10 protein-coding genes are annotated in these 19,307 nt (G+C 45.8%); 2 read left to right on the forward strand and 8 right to left on the reverse strand.

The genetic code is table 11. The annotated features are described in order from the left end of the window. Positions 1–16 precede the first annotated feature (16 nt). The 3 genes from L5M49_RS09610 to L5M49_RS09620 form a co-directional block, all read right to left on the reverse strand. Positions 17–3,088, reverse strand: a complete 3,072-nt coding sequence (locus tag L5M49_RS09610) for an efflux RND transporter permease subunit (protein WP_263265932.1) — start codon at positions 3,086–3,088, stop codon at positions 17–19. After that, positions 3,088–4,302, reverse strand: coding sequence for an efflux RND transporter periplasmic adaptor subunit (locus L5M49_RS09615; protein ID WP_263265933.1), 1,215 nt, complete (start codon positions 4,300–4,302; stop codon positions 3,088–3,090). The genes L5M49_RS09610 and L5M49_RS09615 overlap by 1 nt, the downstream gene beginning before the upstream one ends. Positions 4,303–4,598: 296 nt before the next feature. Then, positions 4,599–5,954: a leucine-rich repeat-containing protein kinase family protein gene (locus L5M49_RS09620; RefSeq protein WP_263265934.1), complete on the reverse strand. Its 1,356-nt coding sequence runs from the start codon at positions 5,952–5,954 to the stop codon at positions 4,599–4,601. A 243-nt stretch (positions 5,955–6,197) separates the two neighbouring features. On the opposite strand from L5M49_RS09620, the gene L5M49_RS09625 reads away from it, so the two are divergent. Beyond that, a complete protein-coding gene (locus L5M49_RS09625) occupies positions 6,198–7,631 on the forward strand; it encodes a LysM peptidoglycan-binding domain-containing protein (RefSeq protein WP_263265935.1) in 1,434 nt (477 codons plus the stop codon). 176 nt (positions 7,632–7,807) lie between these two features. Here the strand turns inward: L5M49_RS09625 and L5M49_RS09630 are convergent, their stop codons facing one another. Further along, positions 7,808–8,929: a sterol desaturase family protein gene (locus L5M49_RS09630; RefSeq protein WP_006083140.1), complete on the reverse strand. Its 1,122-nt coding sequence runs from the start codon at positions 8,927–8,929 to the stop codon at positions 7,808–7,810. A 257-nt stretch (positions 8,930–9,186) separates the two neighbouring features. Beyond that, positions 9,187–10,557: a DUF4397 domain-containing protein gene (locus L5M49_RS09635; protein WP_263265936.1), complete on the reverse strand. Its 1,371-nt coding sequence runs from the start codon at positions 10,555–10,557 to the stop codon at positions 9,187–9,189. A gap of 372 nt (positions 10,558–10,929) precedes the next feature. Here L5M49_RS09635 and L5M49_RS09640 point away from each other — a divergent pair, with 372 nt between their 5' ends. Then, on the forward strand, positions 10,930–13,647 hold the full coding sequence (locus tag L5M49_RS09640) for a DEAD/DEAH box helicase (RefSeq protein WP_263265937.1): 2,718 nt from the start codon (positions 10,930–10,932) through the stop codon (positions 13,645–13,647). Between the two features lie 17 nt (positions 13,648–13,664). Here the strand turns inward: L5M49_RS09640 and yidZ are convergent, their stop codons facing one another. The 3 genes from yidZ to L5M49_RS09655 all read right to left on the reverse strand — a co-directional run bounded on the left by yidZ (position 13,665) and on the right by L5M49_RS09655 (position 18,878). Next, positions 13,665–14,624, reverse strand: a complete 960-nt coding sequence (gene yidZ, locus L5M49_RS09645; protein ID WP_263265938.1) for an HTH-type transcriptional regulator YidZ — start codon at positions 14,622–14,624, stop codon at positions 13,665–13,667. Continuing rightward, positions 14,599–15,789, reverse strand: a complete 1,191-nt coding sequence (locus L5M49_RS09650) for an MFS transporter (protein WP_263265939.1) — start codon at positions 15,787–15,789, stop codon at positions 14,599–14,601. The genes yidZ and L5M49_RS09650 overlap by 26 nt, the downstream gene beginning before the upstream one ends. Positions 15,790–16,043: 254 nt before the next feature. Then, positions 16,044–18,878, reverse strand: coding sequence for a M16 family metallopeptidase (locus L5M49_RS09655; RefSeq protein ID WP_263265940.1), 2,835 nt, complete (start codon positions 18,876–18,878; stop codon positions 16,044–16,046). Positions 18,879–19,307: the final 429 nt, after the last annotated feature.

The raw sequence follows: 19,307 nt of genomic DNA on the forward strand, positions 1-19,307 counted from the left end.
GCGCATAAAACTCAACTTAAGCACTTCGCAGTCTAGCAAGCACATCCTTGGTCTTCAATTCCGCCATAGCGACATAGGCCACAGGCACTACAAATAACGAGAAGAAAGTGCCCGCTAACAGACCTCCGACTAAGACTAAACCTATGTTAGCTAACCCTAACGAGCCCGGTCCCGATGCCAAGGCTAAAGGAATCGCACTTAAAATCATGGTTAAAGACGTCATTAGAATCGGTCTTAAACGAGATTTGGCACTGCTTCGCGCCGCCTCAATCGCACTCAAACCTTGGTCTTGTTGCTTATTGGCAAACTCCACCAGCAAGATACCGTGTTTAGTCACTAGCCCCACTAAGGTTAATAAACCGATCTGCGAATAGATATTCACACTCTGGCCAAACAAGGCTAAGGTCAATAACGCACCGACAATACACAAGGGCACTGTCAGTAAGATAATTAAGGGATCGACAAAACTTTCGAACTGCGCAGCCAAAATCAAATAGATAAACACCAATGCCAGCAAGAATAGCGACTGAGTGCCCGCCTGCGAATCCATAAGATCCTTCACCACGCCATTGTATTTAAAGCCTTGGGCATCATTAAGCAATGTCGGTAATTGTTCATCTAAGTAGGTTTTGATTTCATCAGTTGAATAGCCGGGCATAATATCTGCCGTCAATTCAGCGCTATCAAGACCCATAAACGTCTTAATGTTAGATTCTGCCGTAGTCTGTTTAATCGACACAAATTGCGATAATGGCAGTGCTTGCCCAGATTCAGAAGTGACATACAGCTTATTCAACACTTTAAAATCACTCAGTTTGTCTAAGTTTACTTGCACTTGAATAGGATAAGTAAAACCATCGGCAGCATGTAAGTCCGCCGCCTTCACTGAGCCAAGAAAGGTAGAAAGCGCATTAGTGACATCACCATAACTCACACCAGAGAGGATAATGGCGTTGCGATCGATAGACAGATCGTAGCGTAGTTGATCCCTAAGCACTGAGTTGCCTACGTTATTCAGGCCAGGATAATCCTCGAGTAATTTTTGCACTTTGGCGGCGGTTTCGCTGAGTTCGTCCTTATTCCGATCTAAGGTCGTCAGCTCTAAACGCAAGTTATTGGCAATATTAAGATTATTCGCTGAGCGAATGCTAAACGACATGTTATAGGCAGAAACGTTTTCCTTTGATGTTGTAATCAAGTCGCTGATCACATCATCTATACCCTCACTGCGCTCACCCCAAGGTTTGAGTAGTACATGGTTCACTGGCTCTCCCTCGATATAGGACAAGTTAGCCCCAACCGCGGGATGCTCATCCATCACGCTATTAAGCTCAGCATTGTGATTGAGATGATACTGCCGACCGACACCGGTAGGACCATTAGACGCCACATCGATAAAGCCAGAGTCCTCCGCAGGCAAGAGTATTTTGGGTAATTGCCAGTAAGCAATACCCGCAAGACCCACCAAAACCACAGCCACACCAAACATCAAGCGCTTGCGGAAAAACCACTTATTCAGCTCATTGATATACAAATGATTTAACTGCTGCAGCGCATTCTCGACTCGGCTAAACCATTTAGGGTGTTGCTCAGTGGTATTGATAAGATAGGCGCTCATCATAGGCGACAAAGTTAACGCCACCACGCCAGAGATCATCACGGCCGCTGCTAAGGTAAAGGAGAATTGCCGAAACAGATCGGCGGTTAAACCTGACATTAATCCGATCGGCAGATACACGGCGGCGAGCGTTAATGTCATGGCAATGATAGGGAAAATGATCTCCTGACAGCCTTTAATCGCCGCATTGAAAGGCGTTTCACCGTTTTCAATATGGCGATAGCAGTTCTCGACCACCACAATGGCATCGTCCACCACCAGGCCAATGGCCAAAATAATCGCCAGAATAGTCAACACATTGATACTAAATCCGAGCGCCGACATCACAGCAAACACCCCAATCACGCACACGGGAATGGTAATAATGGGGATCGATGCCGCCCGCAGGCTACCCAAAAATAACACCACAATCAGCGAAACTAAGATCACTGCTTCAATCAACGCAGAAAACCCTTCGTCGATGGAGGCTTCAATAAAATCAGCTTGGTTGTAGGCCAAGTTCATTTCTAAGCCTTGGGGTAAATGTTTTTGCATGCGTGCAATTTCGGCTTTAATGTTCGAAGCCACTGTCACTGGGTTAGCGTTGCTCAGCGGTAAAATCTGCAATGACATTGCACTATGTCCACCGATAGACAACATACTCGGCGACAGACTTTCCTCGCCCATCACCACATCGGCAACATCGGACACACGGATGATCTTACCCTCGCTGACCTTAATCACCAGATCCTTCACGTCTTCAAGCGTTTCAACTTGATTCAAAGGGTTAATCGAGAAATCCCGCGACTTACCTTTGATCGCACCCGAGGTAAAACTGGCATTGTAGGAGCCTAACGTGCCCACCACATCGGCAGCTTTAATATTCAGCGCTTTCATTTGTTCAGGATTGAGCCAGACTCTGACCGCCTTTTGTGAGCCGCCATAGGGCCCCCAAACAGCACCAACGCCTTGAACTTGTTTGAGTTGCGGTACTAACTGCTGGCTAATGTAGTCGTACATAGCCTGCTTTTCCATGCCTCCCGCGTTCACAAAGGTGATGATATTACTGGCAGAATCTGTGGCCGAGGTATCGTCGGTGACTGTGGGCTTATCTATCATGCTCTGGGGGAAATCGTTAATCCCTTCGACGCTGCTACGCAACTTGTTCATTAAGTTGGTGTATTCAATATCGCTAGTGTCATCATTGAATTTAATCGTTAATGAGCAACGCCCCTCGCTACAGTCGGTCGACATAGTATCGACCTTATCTATGCCCGAAGCCGCAGCAATCAACTTATCGGCCACGTTGCTCGACATAAAATCGGCGCTCGCCCCTGCAATCGACGCATTCACAGATGCCGAGTGGGTGGTATGCTCAGGGAAGTATTGGATATCGAGTTTTTGAAAGGCAATCAAACCCAGTAACACAGCCATAATACTGAGTACGGAGGCGAAGATAGGATGACGAATACAGACTTCGGGTAAACGCATTATTCAGCCACCTCAATATTTGGAGTTGAGCCTGAATCAGCACCTTTGTCAGCGCTTGATGTTGCCGCTTTATCTGCAGTGTTTCTATCCTGCACGACTTTGATCTTGCTATCGGACTTGAGGTTTTGCATACCCGTTTTAACGACTAAATCGCCTTCGGCTAAACCTTCAGTCACGACGGCATAACCGTCATTCGTATTTTGAGCGAGTTTAACCACTTGCTTTACTACGCTATCGCCCTGCACTAGCCAGACAAAACGTTCATCGTTATTGGCAATAATCGAATTTTGCGGCACTAATAGACGTTTAATCCCTAGACTATAGAACTGCTTGATGTTGGCGAACATGCCAGGAGCAAGCTTAAACTCAGGGTTTTCAAGGGCGGCATGCACTTCAACCCGTCCTGAGCTTTCATCTACCGCAGGGGCAACATAGTTAACTAACCCTTTGAATACCTTATTACCATAGGCCTCAACAGTCACATTCACCTTTTGGCCCTTTTGCGCCTTGCCTAAATCCTTCTGACTGATGGCATAGCGCACTTCGACCGGATTTAAACTATAGAGGGTGACTAAGGCCGTACCAGCACCAATTTGACTGCCGATAGACTGACTAAAGCTGGTCAACTGACCATCGAAGGGTGCCTTGATCAGGTAATCGTTCATGGTGGCTTGTTTCTGGCGAAAATCCGCATCGGCCAGATTCACATTTTCCCGTAGCTCATCCACATCTTGCTTAGCAAGCGCGAAGGGTTCTTTAATCAGTAAATCTTCGATACGCTCCAGCTTAGTTTTAGCCAGTGCTAAGGTGCTCTTGGCTTTGTCTAAATCAGCCTTGGCTTTAATGTTGTCCTGCTCGGCAATCACTTGATCTTTAGTCACTTTGTCGCCGTTACTAAAATGAATCGCGCTAATTTTTTCGCTAGCATTAAAGTTCAGCGTGGCTGAATCGATAGCGTTGATTTTACCGACTTCATTCACTACATCGGCAAAGGACGTTTCTTTAACGGCCTCGACCGTCACAGGGATGATGTCGACCTTGTCCGCCGACATCACGGCCATAGGGGCTAAAGCGAAAACACTCGCCAGTAGAAACGGCAAAGGCGCGAATAAGGGCGCCTTTGGGAGATGATGGGGATGGCTTTTTAATGAAATATCGCATGCACTGCGTGCTCGTTCAGTTACTCTTTGTGTAAACAGCGTTCGTGTAAACATAGTATGCAAACCTATCGTTCTTACTATTCAACGGACATCCTATCCGACAACAGCAAACCGGATTGAACCCAAAACTAATACCAAGTCCCCCCAAAGTGCCTGTTTCAGCAATTTGAGGTTATTTGGGTATACAGCCTATAGGCTTAATCCCAGTCAGTGCCAGTAAAAACTCGGTTACACAACCAAACAAAACAATAACTTAACGATAAACTTAATAGTGAGCACTTAAATCACACAAACAACCATAAAACACAGCAAACTTGAAACAAGTTTAGAGCCAGCCGGTTAGCAAGCCACTATTTACCTTTTAGCAGGGCTCCGATGGCCTTTTTCACGTCTGCAAAACAGGGGCGCTGAGCCACATCTAACTGCATGCACTCGTCTTTAATCGCACTCAACTGTGTGTAGTACAGAGGGCCAATCGAGGCACTCATATAGGCAGATGCATCCACATAGGCCAATAGATCTTCAATCAAGCAACCAAGCGCCCGCACTTCAATAGCTTCTATCGCTAAGCGTTCTGCTGTCGATAGATTGCGTAAGTTTGATGCCGCACCAAAATCCCCAAACAATAAGCTCATCTGTTGATTAACCATAATATTATGGGCGTAGACATCACCATGGCTTACTTGTTTGGCATGCATGTGCGCCATCGCATCGGCCAACTGGTGTGTGATTTTGGCGACTTTATCAAGGCGAAATTGGCTACCGTCTTTAAAGGTATCGCGAGTGCAGGTGACAAGACTTGGTGGTAGCCCTAAGTTACTAAACCCTGGCGGAATTAGTTCCATTACTAAACCCAATTGATCTTTTTGGCTAATATGCGCCACGACCTTAATAAGGCAGGGATGATCACCCGTTGTGAGACAGCAATCTAACTCGTCAGCGGGATAACCATCGCTCGTCACTTCACCCTTAAAGAGTTTTACCGCAATCTGCGCCGACCCCGTCGCGGCTATCATGGCTTGATTCAACCAATGGCCTCGATAAATGCCCCCTGAAGCCCCTTCGCCAAGCTTTTCAGCCAACTTGATATCACCCAGAGTCACATTCGCCACTGTGGCCACATCGGCATGGGGATCGACTAAGGTATGGCTGAATGGATTTCCCGCAAAGGCGAGCCAAGTCAGTTTGGGCAAACTGAGTAACCAAGCTGGCAGTGCGTGGAGTTGATTGGCCGATAAACGCACTAACTCTAAGTTGCGGCAATTGGCCATCGACTCGGGCAAGGTTGTTAAACGGTTACCCGCTAAAGCTAATTTTTGCAGACGATGTAAATCGCCCATGGCCGCAGGCAATGTCTCAATGAGGTTATCGGTTAGGATGAGCCAGCGGGTTTGCAGCGGTAATGCCGCAGCAGTCACTGTTTTGATTTGATTGGCCTTAAAGCCAATCATCTCTAAATTTGTGCAGCGCCCTAATGCCTCAGGCAAATGTTCAAAGCGATTATTCGAGGCGAAAATTATCTTTAAATGCGATAAGCGGTGTAAATCCTCGGGCAAAGTGCTCAGTTGATTATTCGATAAATCGAGGATTTCGAGGGTATCGGCTAAATCAAAAATCTCCCGTGGAAACTCGGTTAACTCCTCGACCAATTGTAAACGCGTGATCCCTTGTAACTGCCCTGCTCTTAACTGCGCTAACGTCTGCACTTTGCTACCCAAGTCAATGAAAAATCGCCGCTATGGTAGCGCATTAATGGCTAAAGCTAAACGCAAGATATCCAGCCAAAGGGCGGCACAATCGGCGCTAAACGGGCGTTAAGCAGGCGTTAGGCAGGCGTTAGGCAGGCGCTGCAAATAGGGGGAAACTGTGGGGGAGCTATCCAGAAACTCGAAAACAGATTAGCATGTGCACCAATATGGAATGCCCAGTCAACTCATCACAGGACAATCATGCGGACACATTTTCGCCAAACGCACTCTTTTACAGTGCTTATGCTTGCCATGCTAATGGCCCTACTGAGCGGTTGCGCTACGACATCAGCAAGCCCATCAACCACTGAATTCAATGCCGCAGCAAGTGATGTCAGTAATGATAACGACCACTCGCCACAACAGCATCAAACGCCACCCGCAGTGGTTGAGCAGTACAGCGATGTATGGGAAAAGATCCAACACGCCAATACCATTGACGTCCATGATGATGCCGAAGTACGTAAACAGCGTAACTTTTTCGATGATAAACAAAAATTTATGAATCAGGTTGGCGATCGCGCCGAGCCATTCTTGTATTACATAGTCAGCCAGCTCGAAGCGCGTAACATGCCATTAGAATTGGCGTTATTGCCCATAGTCGAAAGTGGCTATAACCCTTTAGCACAAGCTAACGGCCCCGCAGGACTGTGGCAAATGATCCCTGCTACTGGACGTAATTTTGGCTTAACGGTGAATTCTGCCTACGATGGCCGTAAAGATGCGCTGGCCTCAACCGATGCAGTGCTTGACTATCTACAGCACCTATACGACACCTTAGACAAAGACTGGATCAACGCCGTCGCCGCCTACAATACCGGTGAGCTAGTGATCAAAGCCGCCATTGATAAAAACAAAGCCAAGGGTAAACCTACGGACTTTTGGTCACTGGGTATCCCCGCTAAGCGAGTACAAACAGTCCCTAAGTGGCTGGCATTTATTCAGATTATTCGAAATCCCAACCACTACGGTTTAAAAGTCCCCCCTATTGCTAACCGCCCTTTCTTGGAAAGAGTGCCAGCACCTAATGGCGTAGATATTGGCCAGATTGCTAATGCAGCAGGGCTCAGCAAAGCAGAATTTAAAACCTATAACCCAGGCTTTCGCCAAGGTGTAATCCCCAGCAAAGGCAAATATCAAATCGCCTTACCGCTGGAAAACATAGGTCATTATCAGGAAAATCAAGACAAGCTATACGCTCAAAAACGCTATGACAGCCAAAGCTATATCGTCAAATCTGGCGACAGCCTAGGCACAATCGCAACCAAGTTTGATATGTCAGTGAAAGCATTAAAACAGGCCAACAATCTGACATCTGACCGCCTAAAAATCGGCCAAGAGCTCACACTGTTAACGCCAATGGCGGGCAATGATAATGAGCCTGAACCCACTAAAACCAAGGCGAAGACAGATAAAAAAGTGAGCAATAAGTCGTCGACCAAGGCTAAAGCGACCACCTCAACATCGGCCGATAAACCTACAGTAAAAGCAACCACTTATAAGGTGAAATCAGGTGATTCGCTGGATAAAATCGCCCGTAAGAATAAGGTTAAACTGGCTGACTTAATGAAGTGGAACCAGCTCAATGGCAAAAGCATTATTAAGCCGGGCCAAGAACTGAAAATTTCCGAATAACGATTGTAGTTTGAACGGCAAAAAGCCCAACAAAGCGCAGTTCCCAAGCGCTGTGTTGGGCTTGTTTCTATCCCAATATCAGAGTTAACCGCCACAGTTCAGCGTTACTGCTCAGTTGACCTAATCAATACTCCCAGACAATCATTCCAAAACAAACCACTCCAATTGCAGCGCCATTATTTTGTGTCTTTCTTCGCTAAACCAAGGGGATACAATTGCTGCTTAAACATGCCAACAGGCATGTAATCGCCCACGACACCATATTGCTCTGGCCACTCTTTCTGGCCTCGAACTGCAGTCCCAAATAGGTAATCTAAAAAAGAAAAATGGGCAGCATAGTTACGGTCGATTGCCGCCTTATCGGAAGCATGGTGCCAATGGTGGAATTGCGGACTGACAATTAAGTAACGTAGCCAGCCAAAGTTAACCTGCACATTGGCATGATTAAAGACCGCCTGCACGCCAACGATAATCACATAAATACTGATGATGTCTTTGGAGAATCCCAAGATAAAAATCGGCGTGAGCACTAAACAACGGGTAGCAATCAACTCAAACATATGTTGCCTTGAACCAGCCAACCAATCTAAATGTTTCGCGCTATGGTGCACCGAATGGAAGCGCCACAGGAAAGGAATTTCATGGTAGGCACGGTGCGCCGCATATTGCATTAAATCGGCGACCAATAGAATCAACAGTAGTTGCAGCACAAAGGGAAGACCCGCAATAAAGCTTTGCACTGTGCTGGAAATAGCCCAAGAAAAGCTCGACTGTACAAATTGGTTGGCCACCAATAATACAAAGCCAATCGCTAAGTGATTCACCAAAAAATGGTTTAAATCCCCTTGCCACTCGGGTCTCAATATTGCTTGTTCTGGTTTATGGGGTAGCCATTTCTCGATAAAAATGAAAATTAAGGTTGAGCCTAATAAGTCTAAAATAAACCAATCTAAACCCAGTGAGACCTTATGATTAGCAAAAGGCTCGACCTCAACTTGATGACCACCAAAGGCAATCGCTAAACTCACAAATACCCAAGCCACAAAGCCGAAACGCTTATTTTTATTTCGAATAAAATTCAATAAACCTAAACTGCCCGACACCACTAAGGCGACAAATATTAAGCTACGAATAACATCGACATTATAGCTTTGACGTAATTCAGGAGTGGTGAGATATTCGGGAAAATGAAACGCCAATACGCCCAGAAACGATAATATCGCTAACATACACGCTATTGTACCGCTAATACTGCCTTCACCAATTTGGAAATGACCGTCTTTAAATCCTTTACTCATCACAGTGAACTCCTTTTCCTATATTGCTCGCGTTATTCATACCACAGCTTATTCACACCACAGCACCACAGCAATGCTCGGCTTAATTTTTGCCGATCAGCCTACATTAACCCCGCAGCCACAATCAATAAAAAGTGAATGCTAAGACAATAATGCTCAATCTACTAAGCCCACTAAAACGAGCACACAAAAACAGCCCAAAAAAAGCGCTACCTAAGTAGCGCTGTTTTATTAGAGCCGTTCACTCACCTTAGCGGTTAGATCTTAATCAAGTTATAACCAAAGCTAGTAGAAGGATCTTTATTCAGCACCATAGTCACATTGTCTTCATTGCTGAAATCCATTAAATCGGATGCATAGACAACGGTTTTAGTACCGTTTTCCACAGCGATAACCTTAATAGAATATTCGCCAGCTGGCACAGTCAATGACTGAGGGCTTGCTGGATTGACTGCGGTGATCTTATTTACAGCCGTTTCAATCGTGTCATTTGCCTTTAAGAAATACACGGTTAGATTGCTTTTATCGGCAAAACTCACAATGTCGAACTTAAAGCTATAGGGACTTGGCGTCTGAGTTTGCTTCATCTCCATCGCCTTCACTTGGCTGCCCTGCTCGGTCGTTTGCTCATAGATGAAGATGGTTTTAATGTCATCTTGGTTAAGGGTGATCAACACGTTATCGAGCAATTTATTTTGCGTACCGTGGTCGAACACACTCACACCAAAATCATTAAACTCAGCACCTTGATAGCTAGTCACCCCAAAAGATGGCACTTCGCTAAACAGAGTATCTTGCTTACTGCTAGCCACTTTCACATCGATAATGTGCGAACCTAAACCGTTAAAGACGCGATAATCGACACTCGCTTCTAATGCTACATGATTGCGAACATTGGTAGTTGAATCGACACTGTCCAAGGTGATTTTTGAATCCGAAGCACCAAAACCTTCGCGGATGATCAGCTTATAAGGCACCTTAGAACTGAATTTAATGTTCGCAGTTGTATAAGAAACATTGGTTGTTCCCGCTGGTGCGAGGTAAACCTTATATTCACCCGTATCCATCACTTGCGGCTGCGACACTTCACCGTAGGCCACACTGCCTAACATCACGGCATCGGCAAAGGTTTGGGTCGACTTAGAAACATAAGCGTCAAAGGCTTGGGCATGTACAGCAGTATTGGCAATCAAGAGCTGCATTTTACTGTTTTCAGCCACTTCGTTGAGCTTATCGAGTTCAGTGCGAGAATAGTTGATATTAAGTAATTTAGGTTCGGTAAAATCACCATGTAATACAAAGAAATGGTCCGTTGCAACTTTCAAATCGATATTTTCTTTATAAATAGAGATATCTTTATCAGAGGCATCCTTAGCCATCACTTCAATCGCAGTTACGCCAGCCGTCGACGTAAATCGCGGCATAGTGTCCCCATAGATCACACTTTCATAGGTTTTATCGGCAACTTTGAGTGCAGTAGCAGTGCTTCCAGCTGAAGCATTATAAAATTGCACATAGGTGGCATTTTGATCTGTGCCCTCTTCATTATTATCATCTGAGCCACATGCCGTTACCGCTAAACAGGCAACAGCCACCGCAGCGAATCCCTTTAGCTTACTTTTTATCATTGTTTCCCTCATTAGCAGACAAAAATTCAGTTCAATCTACGCAGTTATACAATGACAACAATGGCAATTTCCACTAAAAACAAAAACAAATATTTTACAAACTCAAACACTTAACAAACATTTCAATAACACACAAAAAAGTGATACAAACCACACTTTTCTGGCCCTTAATTGATACAAATGCGGCTGCTGATACTTTTGCTCGCCTCTCAAAAATTCTGCTCCAGTGGAAAATGACTGTTCTATCGAACACCTCTCTTTTAGGCTTAAAGCGACTATGGATAAACTATCCTCAAACGGTACAAACCTTGTTCGACTAATGCGATTAGGTTACTCTCGCATCGCCAATTAAGCCTTTGGGATGGATAGGATTTGCAAGGGATTCTCAACTACTACAAACAATGTTTTCAACACGATAGTGCTGAAATCAATCTCTGGTCTAGCCACAAGCTTGCCGAGCAAGATCAGCTATTACTCCAACATGAAGACGAGTTAAGCAGTGGCTTCCTACCCCGCTTGCCAGTGCCATTTGCTCCCGCCAGTGCATTACTAGCACGTAGCGCTTTGTATTTACGTGAAAAGGTATTATTGCACTGCTGTCTGTTTTTCTGCGGCACAGTCGACCTTAATGGCGAAAAACGAAAAGTCGTGACACCACTCCTTTATCGCGAATGCCAATTACAGGCTGACGGCGATAATCTCTACCTAGAGAGCAATAACACTCTAGCTGGCAGCGGACCATTCACTATCAATGAAGCTCTATTAGAAAAATTAGTCGTTGAAGGACATAGCCTAAGCCAAGATTTACGCGATAATCCAACGGATGTCAGTGGCTGGATATCTTGGCTGCGGGCGGGCCAAGCCGATGTCGATACCAGTCATTTATTGCATTTTCCCAAGCTGATCGATGAGGCTGAATTCACTAGCTTATGCCGTAAACGTGGGCAGTTTCTTGTCAGTCGAAGCCAAATCATTTTGGCAGAACGTTCGATCGCGAGTCGGGGCATTTTGCACGAACTCGACAAACTAATGACAGCGGCTGAACCATCAGCACCGCTTAAAGCGCTATTCGCAGAAACACAACAAACAACATCAATCAGCGCCAGTGAAGACACGCAAGAGGCTTATCTTCCTGGGCTGTTAAGCCGCGCGCAAATTCAGGCCTTAAAGATTGCGGCCAATCATACTTTAGGGCAGATCTCAGGCCCACCAGGAACAGGTAAGAGTTACACCATAGCCACAGTGGCAGCAGAGCAGGTATTAAGAGGTAAATCTGTCCTCATCGTCGCCCACACCGATGTAGCTGTTGATGTGATTGCCGATAAATTGCAACAACAATTCCAGCTAGGGAGCAGCCTTATCCGAGCAGGCTCGCCGCAGTTTATAAAAATCCTTAAAAACCAGATTGATGAAATGCTCCATGGTCAGCACCCTGCATCTGATGAAGCCATCTCGGATAGATTGCTATTAAGTGCAAAACAACAACTTAATACTGTGACTCGTCAGCAAGTCAAGATGGAAGCGGGCTTTATACGTCATTGCCGCCATGCCATACGTCGCGGCCAAAAACTGGCGACCTTACAACAAGGACAATCCCGTTGGCGCTTAGGATTTTACAACTGGGCTTACCGTGCAGGTATCAAAAGGTTTGCCCAGCAATGGAATGAACTCGATAAATTAACGGCCCTCATCGCCCAAAAAGAAGACTTAAGCCTCAAATACTTACAATTGGCAACTCACTATCGATTAAACCAATTACTCAAACATAAGCGCAGTACGCTGGTGAGTTTTGCCAGTGCACTGCGCGCTCGGCAATCCGCTAAGCAACTCGACGGCTTCTACAAGACGGATTTTGATGCCTTAAAACAAACCTTTCCCATTTGGTTATCTAGCCTTGCCAGCTTGCATAAAGTGCTGCCCATGGAGCAGCAAATGTTTGATTTAGTGATTATTGATGAAGCCACACAAGCCAATATTGCCGCATGTTTACCGGCCTTGCAGCGAGCAAAAGCGGCACTGGTGGTGGGAGATAGCAAACAACTGCGCCATTTCTCGTTTTTATCCCGCGCAAAACAAACTCAAATCCAGACCCAACTCGGACTCGCCCCAGATTGTCGCGGCCTAATGAGCTACCGTGATGCCAGTATGCTCGACTTAGCGTCACTGTCCCTTGCGAGCCAATCCCAAGTGGTATTTTTAAATGAGCATTTTCGGAGTAAACCTGAGCTGATCCAATTTAGTAATCAGCAGTTTTATCAAGGTATGCTGAAGATTATGCAGCACAGACCTTGCACAAGTTCAGGGCACTTACACAGAGTCCAGGTTACTGGCAACCGTGATAGTAAGGGAATTAACGCCATAGAAGCGGAGGCATTAATTCAAAAGTTAGCTCAACTGATTGATGAACAAGAGAATGCATTAGTGCCCGCCAGCATTGGTGTACTCTCCTGTTTTCGCAATCAGACGGAGTATTTATCCCAGCAGATCCTCGCACGCTTTAGCACGCAGCAAATAGAACGTCATCAATTACGGATTGCCACGCCCTTTGGTTTTCAAGGGGAAGAGCGCGATATTATGCTGCTATCGTTTAGCATTACGGCCAACGACAGCCGCGCCGCCGTGTATTTAAATCGCGAAGATATGTTCAATGTCGCGATCACCCGCGCTAAACAAATGCAGTGGCTATTTTTATCGGTACAAGCGCATGAACTCCCCAACAATAATTTACTGGCAACTTACTTAGCATCGGCGGGGCAATTTCAAGCGGCACATAATTATGTCGATGCCCTCGATAGCTTCGGCCAGTCTGTAGCACTTGCGATTGAAGAAAAAGGCATAACTGTCTGGCGCGCCTACCATATGGCGGGGTTAGAACTGGATATTTTATGTCGCTATGGTAACCAATATTTAGCAATAGATTTAATCGGTTACCCAGGACCTTGGGCGGACTTTTTCGATATTGAACTGTATAAACTCTTACAGCGCGCGGGCATTAAACTGATCCCCGTCAGCTATGGGCTATGGTGCCAACAGCGAGAACTTTGTATCCAACATATTTGTCAGCAATTGGGTATTCCCCAAACAAGTTAATGCAGTAAATAACAGCCTTAATCATGCTGTTGATAAATTGCTTTTATCTTGCTTCGCAACCAAGTGATTTTGGGGTTGTGGCTGTTTCTCTTATGCCAAATCAAGGTAAAAGGAATGGCGAGTTTATCAAGATATTCGTCGCTTAACGGGATGGGGCGACTGACTAAGTCAGGGTGTAATTGGCGGGCATATTGTTCGCAATATTGTGGCGCAATTGCCATCATGCTGTGGTGAGGCTCTGCCGCGACAAACAGTGACTGCTCAAAACTGGCCAAGGTCAGCACAATATTACGGCTTAACCCAAGCTCAATAAGCACATCATCTAAGGCCCAAGTTTCGCTCTTTTCCCACAAGATATTGATATGCGAATATTTAAGAAAGCTGTCTATATTCCACTCTTCCTGCAAGGCGGGATGATCGCGGCGTAAATATACCTGAGGAAGATCGGTAAATAAAACCTCAAAATCGATAAAATAGGGTAATAAATCAAGGGATTCCTTGGAACGTGGATGACTTTCTCGGCCGGTAAACCCCATATCCGCTTCACCACGCACAATCGCTTCGAGTGAATCGTAATCCCAATTTCGTACCTTCACCTTTGCATCAGGGTATTGAGAATAAATGGCCTGAGTCAGCTCATTAAGCATGATAAGCAACAAAGGCGACTCAAGCATCAACTCGAAGGTGAGCCCTTTGGTCATCTCGTCACCGCGCTTAGCCATCAGTTGCTTACCCATTTGCAACCATTCGGATAACTCCTGCTCCATACCGTGAGCCAATGGCGTTAACTGAAATCCCTGCGGCGTTTTGACAAATAAGGGATCGTCAAACCAATCCCGTAATTTGGCCAGCGACTTACTCACAGTGGATGGCGTGACATTGAGCTTTTTGGCAGCCTTAGAGACACTCCGCTCCTGTAATAAAAGCTGCAAAATAAACAATAAGTTAAGATCAAGCCGACTCAGGGATTTGGTCATTAAGTACAATTTCCGGCAATTTAGGAACCGCTAAGATCAGTGTAATGCTCACCAGCGCACCGACAGCGAGGATCACTAATAATATATTAATCGCACTTACTTCGAGCAGACCCATCACCCAAATATATAAAGCTGAAGTACACACTTGAGCAATTCCCAGTAATGAGCTGGCAACTCCAGCCCGAGTAACAAATGGACTCAGCGCCTGACTCATGGTGACCCCAAATCCAATCGCAAAACCGGAACACACAAAACCAAAACTGAGCAGATTGAATAACTGACCCAGCCAGCCCAATTGGGTCAAGATCAACACCAGTGCTGCGGCGGCAAATAATGTCTGAGAGAACAAAATTAATGATTTTTCTTTAAACAGGTTAAGTAAAAAGGGCGTCGAAAATGAGGCAACCATACTCACAAATGCTGTCATAGCCATAATGTTGGAATATTGCCCACGGTCAAACCCCATCTGCCCCATGATCAACATGGGAGAGACATTTACATAGCTTAAAATCGTGGTCACGCCTAAAGTCGTTATCACCACGCGACTGAGAAAAAACCGCTGTTTAAAGGATTCTTTATATCCACCCGACTCAACTGTGGTGTGAAATTGCGGTTTAGGATAGGTTTCGCGCAATACAAAAATACACAGGGTTAAGACCATTAATCCCATCCCCGCCATAGTGTTAAATAGGCTAGGCCATGGGAATTTAAGCATAATTAAATGGCCTATCACAGGCGCTATCACAGGGATAATACAAGTCACGCCATTGACCATAGAGAGCACTTTTGCTCGGCGCTTATCGTCTAATACATCACGCAAAATCGCAAAAGCCACAACATAGCAAGAACCCGCACCAATGCCTTGTGCAAAGCGTGCCATTAAAAAGAGATCACTGGTTTGCGCACTACCGGCAAAGTAAGAGGCAATAGCAAACAAAAATGCGCCAAACAAGGTAATGGGTTTACGCCCAATCCTATCGGCTAAGCTCCCCGCAAACAGCATAGTGGTTGCCATTCCCGCAAGATACACAGAAAAAGCAATATGCAGCTGCGCCTCACTCGCCCCTAAATCCTGCGCAATTTGCGGCAAACCGACCAAGTACATATCTATCCCTGTCGGGTACAAAAGCACTAGACAAAAACTGCACAATAGATATCGAAACATATACCTCACCCCGTTAGCCATCTCACACATAAGTTGCGCCTAGCCTAGTTTCACTCGCGCAGATCTGTGAGTGGCATTTTCGACAACAGGTATTTCCATTGACGACCTATGGGAGGGCATAACACCACGAACGTGAAAGAAAAGTTGGTAAAAGAAGATAGAGGAAGCAAGAGGTAGAAAAATATCCCCAGCGGTTTGCGACCACAGGGGATATGTCGGTGAATGATCAGTCTACTATTCTATGAGACCAACACTCATTGCTGAGGTTCTGGCGGTGCAGGCAGAACTTGGATCATTAAACTGCTATCGTCTTGCAGATATTGCTGCGCCAATTTATTAAGTTCTGCAACTGTCATCTGCTGCGCTAACGCTTGCCTTTGTTTAAAGGCAGCAAAACGACCGGGATGACTCTGGGCGGTTGAGGTGAGATCTAACCAAAAACCATTGGTTTGCGGCGCCGCTTGCATCCACTCAAGCACTGGTTGGCGGGCTCGATTAAGTAAGTCCTCACTGATCCCCGAAGGCGCTTTAACTTGCTTAACTGCGGCGGTGAAATACTCGGCAACCGTTGGCAACATGGCTTGAGTCGTCACGCTAAACAAACCTAAGTAACCATAACCGCTGGCATTGAAATCGTTGTAAGAAAAGGCCGATGGCGAATAACTCGCACCCGCTTTCTCCCTCACGTTTTCCGTTAATAGAATGCTTAGCACTTGCTCCAGCAGACCCAATCCCGCGTGTTGACTCAAGTGAGTCATGTCCGTTGTAGGCCACACCATGGCAAGTGCCGCCATATCCAGTTGACCATAATGCGTTAATGTTTTCTGAACGGGCACTTTCGGAAACACAGGTACTATCGACTGAGCATTAGCAATAGGGCTACGCTTAATGGCGCCAAGCGTTTCAGCCACAGCAGCAATGGCACTCGCTTCGTCAAAATCGCCCACAATAGCGAGTTCAATCGCCCCTTGCTCGACGGCCGAATGGAAACTCGGCGCTAATTCTCCAAAGTGACGTTTGAGAATTTCTTCAGGCTCACCATAACCATAGCGTTTATCACCATTATGGGAGATACGGGCAAACTGATTAGAAAACTCAGATTGTGGGTTGCTATGAATACTTTGTTGCTCGGCAATCACTTGTTCACGAAACAATTGCTCAGCCTGCTTATCCATACCTGGCTCAATTAAATAAGCCGTCATTAAGCCAAGCTGCGTGCGTAGCTCTGCGGCATTAGTGCTAATCTCGCCGCCAAAACTTTGCTCACGCAGGCCTAAGTTGATGGAAATATCTTGCCCAGCAAAAATATCCTTCAGACTGTCATAATCATGGGCCTTGAGCCCCCCCTGCACAAACGCACTGTTAAACAGATAAGACAAACCATCCAACTCAGGGAATGGCACTTCACCAAAGCCAATGTTTAGGCTGACCAATGTGGTGCCTTTGTTAAAGTTGGTAGGCTTAAGATTAAGGCGCACGCCATTGGCAAATTGCAGTTGGCGAATCCCCGTTTCCTTATCGCGACTATCGGCCACTAACTTGCCTTGCTCGCCAAACTGAGTATAAGCAAACTCATCAATCGCCTTGATTGATGGTGCGCTCACCGCTTGTTTACGGCTTTTCTCGTAGCTGGCGATAAGCTGTTTTTCAGCATTTTCAATGGGCTTATTGCTCGTCAGATACAAATACGGCGTAGCGTTCCATGTTTGATTAAACACTTGGCTTAGCTTTTGCGGTGTCACTGTTGGCATTATTTTTTCAAAAAATGCGAGCTGCCAATCGGGTTCGACAGGGACGCGATTGCCCGCCACCGAATACACTAGACTCTCGGCAATATTCACACTGTTAATGGTACTGCTACCCGCGACACTTAGCTGATATCCCTTATGCATACGTTTGATTTGCTGGTCAATTTCCTGCTGGCTAAAACCAAACTCTTTTGCTTGACGCAGGGTTTTCTCCAAGAGTGCTATTCCCTCTTGCCAGTTATTTTCCTGCGTACCTAGGCTCATCTGTGTGCCATAGGCAATATCAAACTGCGGTCCAACCTGCAGGTTTACACCATATAAACCTTGGCTATGCAGTAATTGCGACTCCATACGGCGATACAAGATGCCGTGGGCAAGCTCGAGCAACATTTCCTGCTCCCGCACAGCAGGGCTATCGGTAATCGCTGAGATGGGTTTTAGCATGCCAAGGGAAACTGACGTTGACAGACTTGGATCAAAAAATGCCGCCGCATCGACACTTTGGCGCTCTGCGACAGTACCAATAGCTTGTTCCTTGGTTTTAGCGGCCAAAGGCGCGGCCTTCCAACTGGCAAACTGTTGTTTTATCTTTTGTTCTACCGCGGCGACCTCGATATCACCCACCACAATTAAAGTAGTACGTGAGGGCGTATAAAAACGCTGATATAAAGACAGCAACGCCTCGCGATTGGCATTACTGATACTGTTCGCCTCCCCCACAGGGAAGCGCTTTGACAGCAATGTGTTTGGCATTAAAAACTGTAATTGGTTACGGTAATTCTCAAGATCCGCACCGCTACGTTCACGCAGCTCAGACAACACCACCGCTTTTTCACGTTCAATTAGCGCTGGATCGAGTAATAAATTACTGCCAATTTCTCGCATTAAAAACAAAGCAGTATCGATTTTATCTTGGCTATTACTTGGCAAGTTGAATTGATAGACCGTCTGCTGAAACTCAGTCACAGCATTGGTATCGGCGCCAAAACTCAGGCCAAGGCGCTGCAATGTAGGCATCATCTCCCCCGCCGCCAATCCGGTCGACCCATTAAAGGCCATATGCTCAAGAAAGTGCACTAATCCTTGCTCGGCATCAGACTCGACCAAAGAGCCTACATCCACCCGCATCCGCACTATGACCGCCTGCTCCGGCGTCTTATTGCTCACCAATAAATAACGCATACCATTGGCAAGTTCACCGGTATGGACCCGCTCACTCATAGGCAAGCCTGTCGTTCCCATCCACAGCAGATCTTCGCTCGCCTGCAGTGGCAACGTCATACTCAAAAGCGCCAGCAGTAACCACTGACGTACAAAACTAATTACCTTGAAATTGTTCATTAAAATTCGCACTTTGCCCCCAAAATCAAACAAGAAACCTAGGAAGCGCTCACCTATGTTTCAGATAAAATAAGCTTTCACTATAGTACCTAAAGCACTTTAAGTCACAAAATCAATACCTTATGCCGTACTAAAAATAGTTTATCGCCTTGATATATAGTCAGAATATGCCGAAAAATAATGAGCGTGGAAGGAAGCTGAAACAGCTGTAGATTTAATGGTTACTGTGGAATGGTATACATATATTAGCGAGATATTGAGTGTTTAATTGGCGAAGCCTTTCTTACAATCTAATTGCAGAGCAATATCTTGATTGAAAATCTGAGTTGAACCCTCACAATTTTGGCTTTAAAAATCACAACACTGTTTAGATATTTCGGCTCATGGCCTCGTGAAAAAACAACTTCACAGGTAAGCCATTAATGCAAA

The organism is Shewanella sp. SM74, assembly GCF_025653725.1.
GTDB lineage: Bacteria > Pseudomonadota > Gammaproteobacteria > Enterobacterales > Shewanellaceae > Shewanella > Shewanella oncorhynchi.

What these genes read in the sequence shown, in the direction of transcription:
- L5M49_RS09610 (WP_263265932.1), bottom strand. Translation starts at nt 3,088, where the DNA reads ATGCGTTTACCCGAAGTCTGTATTCGTCATCCTATCTTCGCCTCCGTA.
- L5M49_RS09615 (WP_263265933.1), bottom strand. Translation starts at nt 4,302, where the DNA reads ATGTTTACACGAACGCTGTTTACACAAAGAGTAACTGAACGAGCACGC.
- L5M49_RS09625 (WP_263265935.1), top strand. Translation starts at nt 6,198, where the DNA reads ATGCGGACACATTTTCGCCAAACGCACTCTTTTACAGTGCTTATGCTT.
- L5M49_RS09630 (WP_006083140.1), bottom strand. Translation starts at nt 8,929, where the DNA reads ATGAGTAAAGGATTTAAAGACGGTCATTTCCAAATTGGTGAAGGCAGT.
- L5M49_RS09635 (WP_263265936.1), bottom strand. Translation starts at nt 10,557, where the DNA reads ATGATAAAAAGTAAGCTAAAGGGATTCGCTGCGGTGGCTGTTGCCTGT.
- yidZ (WP_263265938.1), bottom strand. Translation starts at nt 14,624, where the DNA reads ATGACCAAATCCCTGAGTCGGCTTGATCTTAACTTATTGTTTATTTTG.
- L5M49_RS09650 (WP_263265939.1), bottom strand. Translation starts at nt 15,789, where the DNA reads ATGTTTCGATATCTATTGTGCAGTTTTTGTCTAGTGCTTTTGTACCCG.
- L5M49_RS09655 (WP_263265940.1), bottom strand. Translation starts at nt 18,878, where the DNA reads ATGAACAATTTCAAGGTAATTAGTTTTGTACGTCAGTGGTTACTGCTG.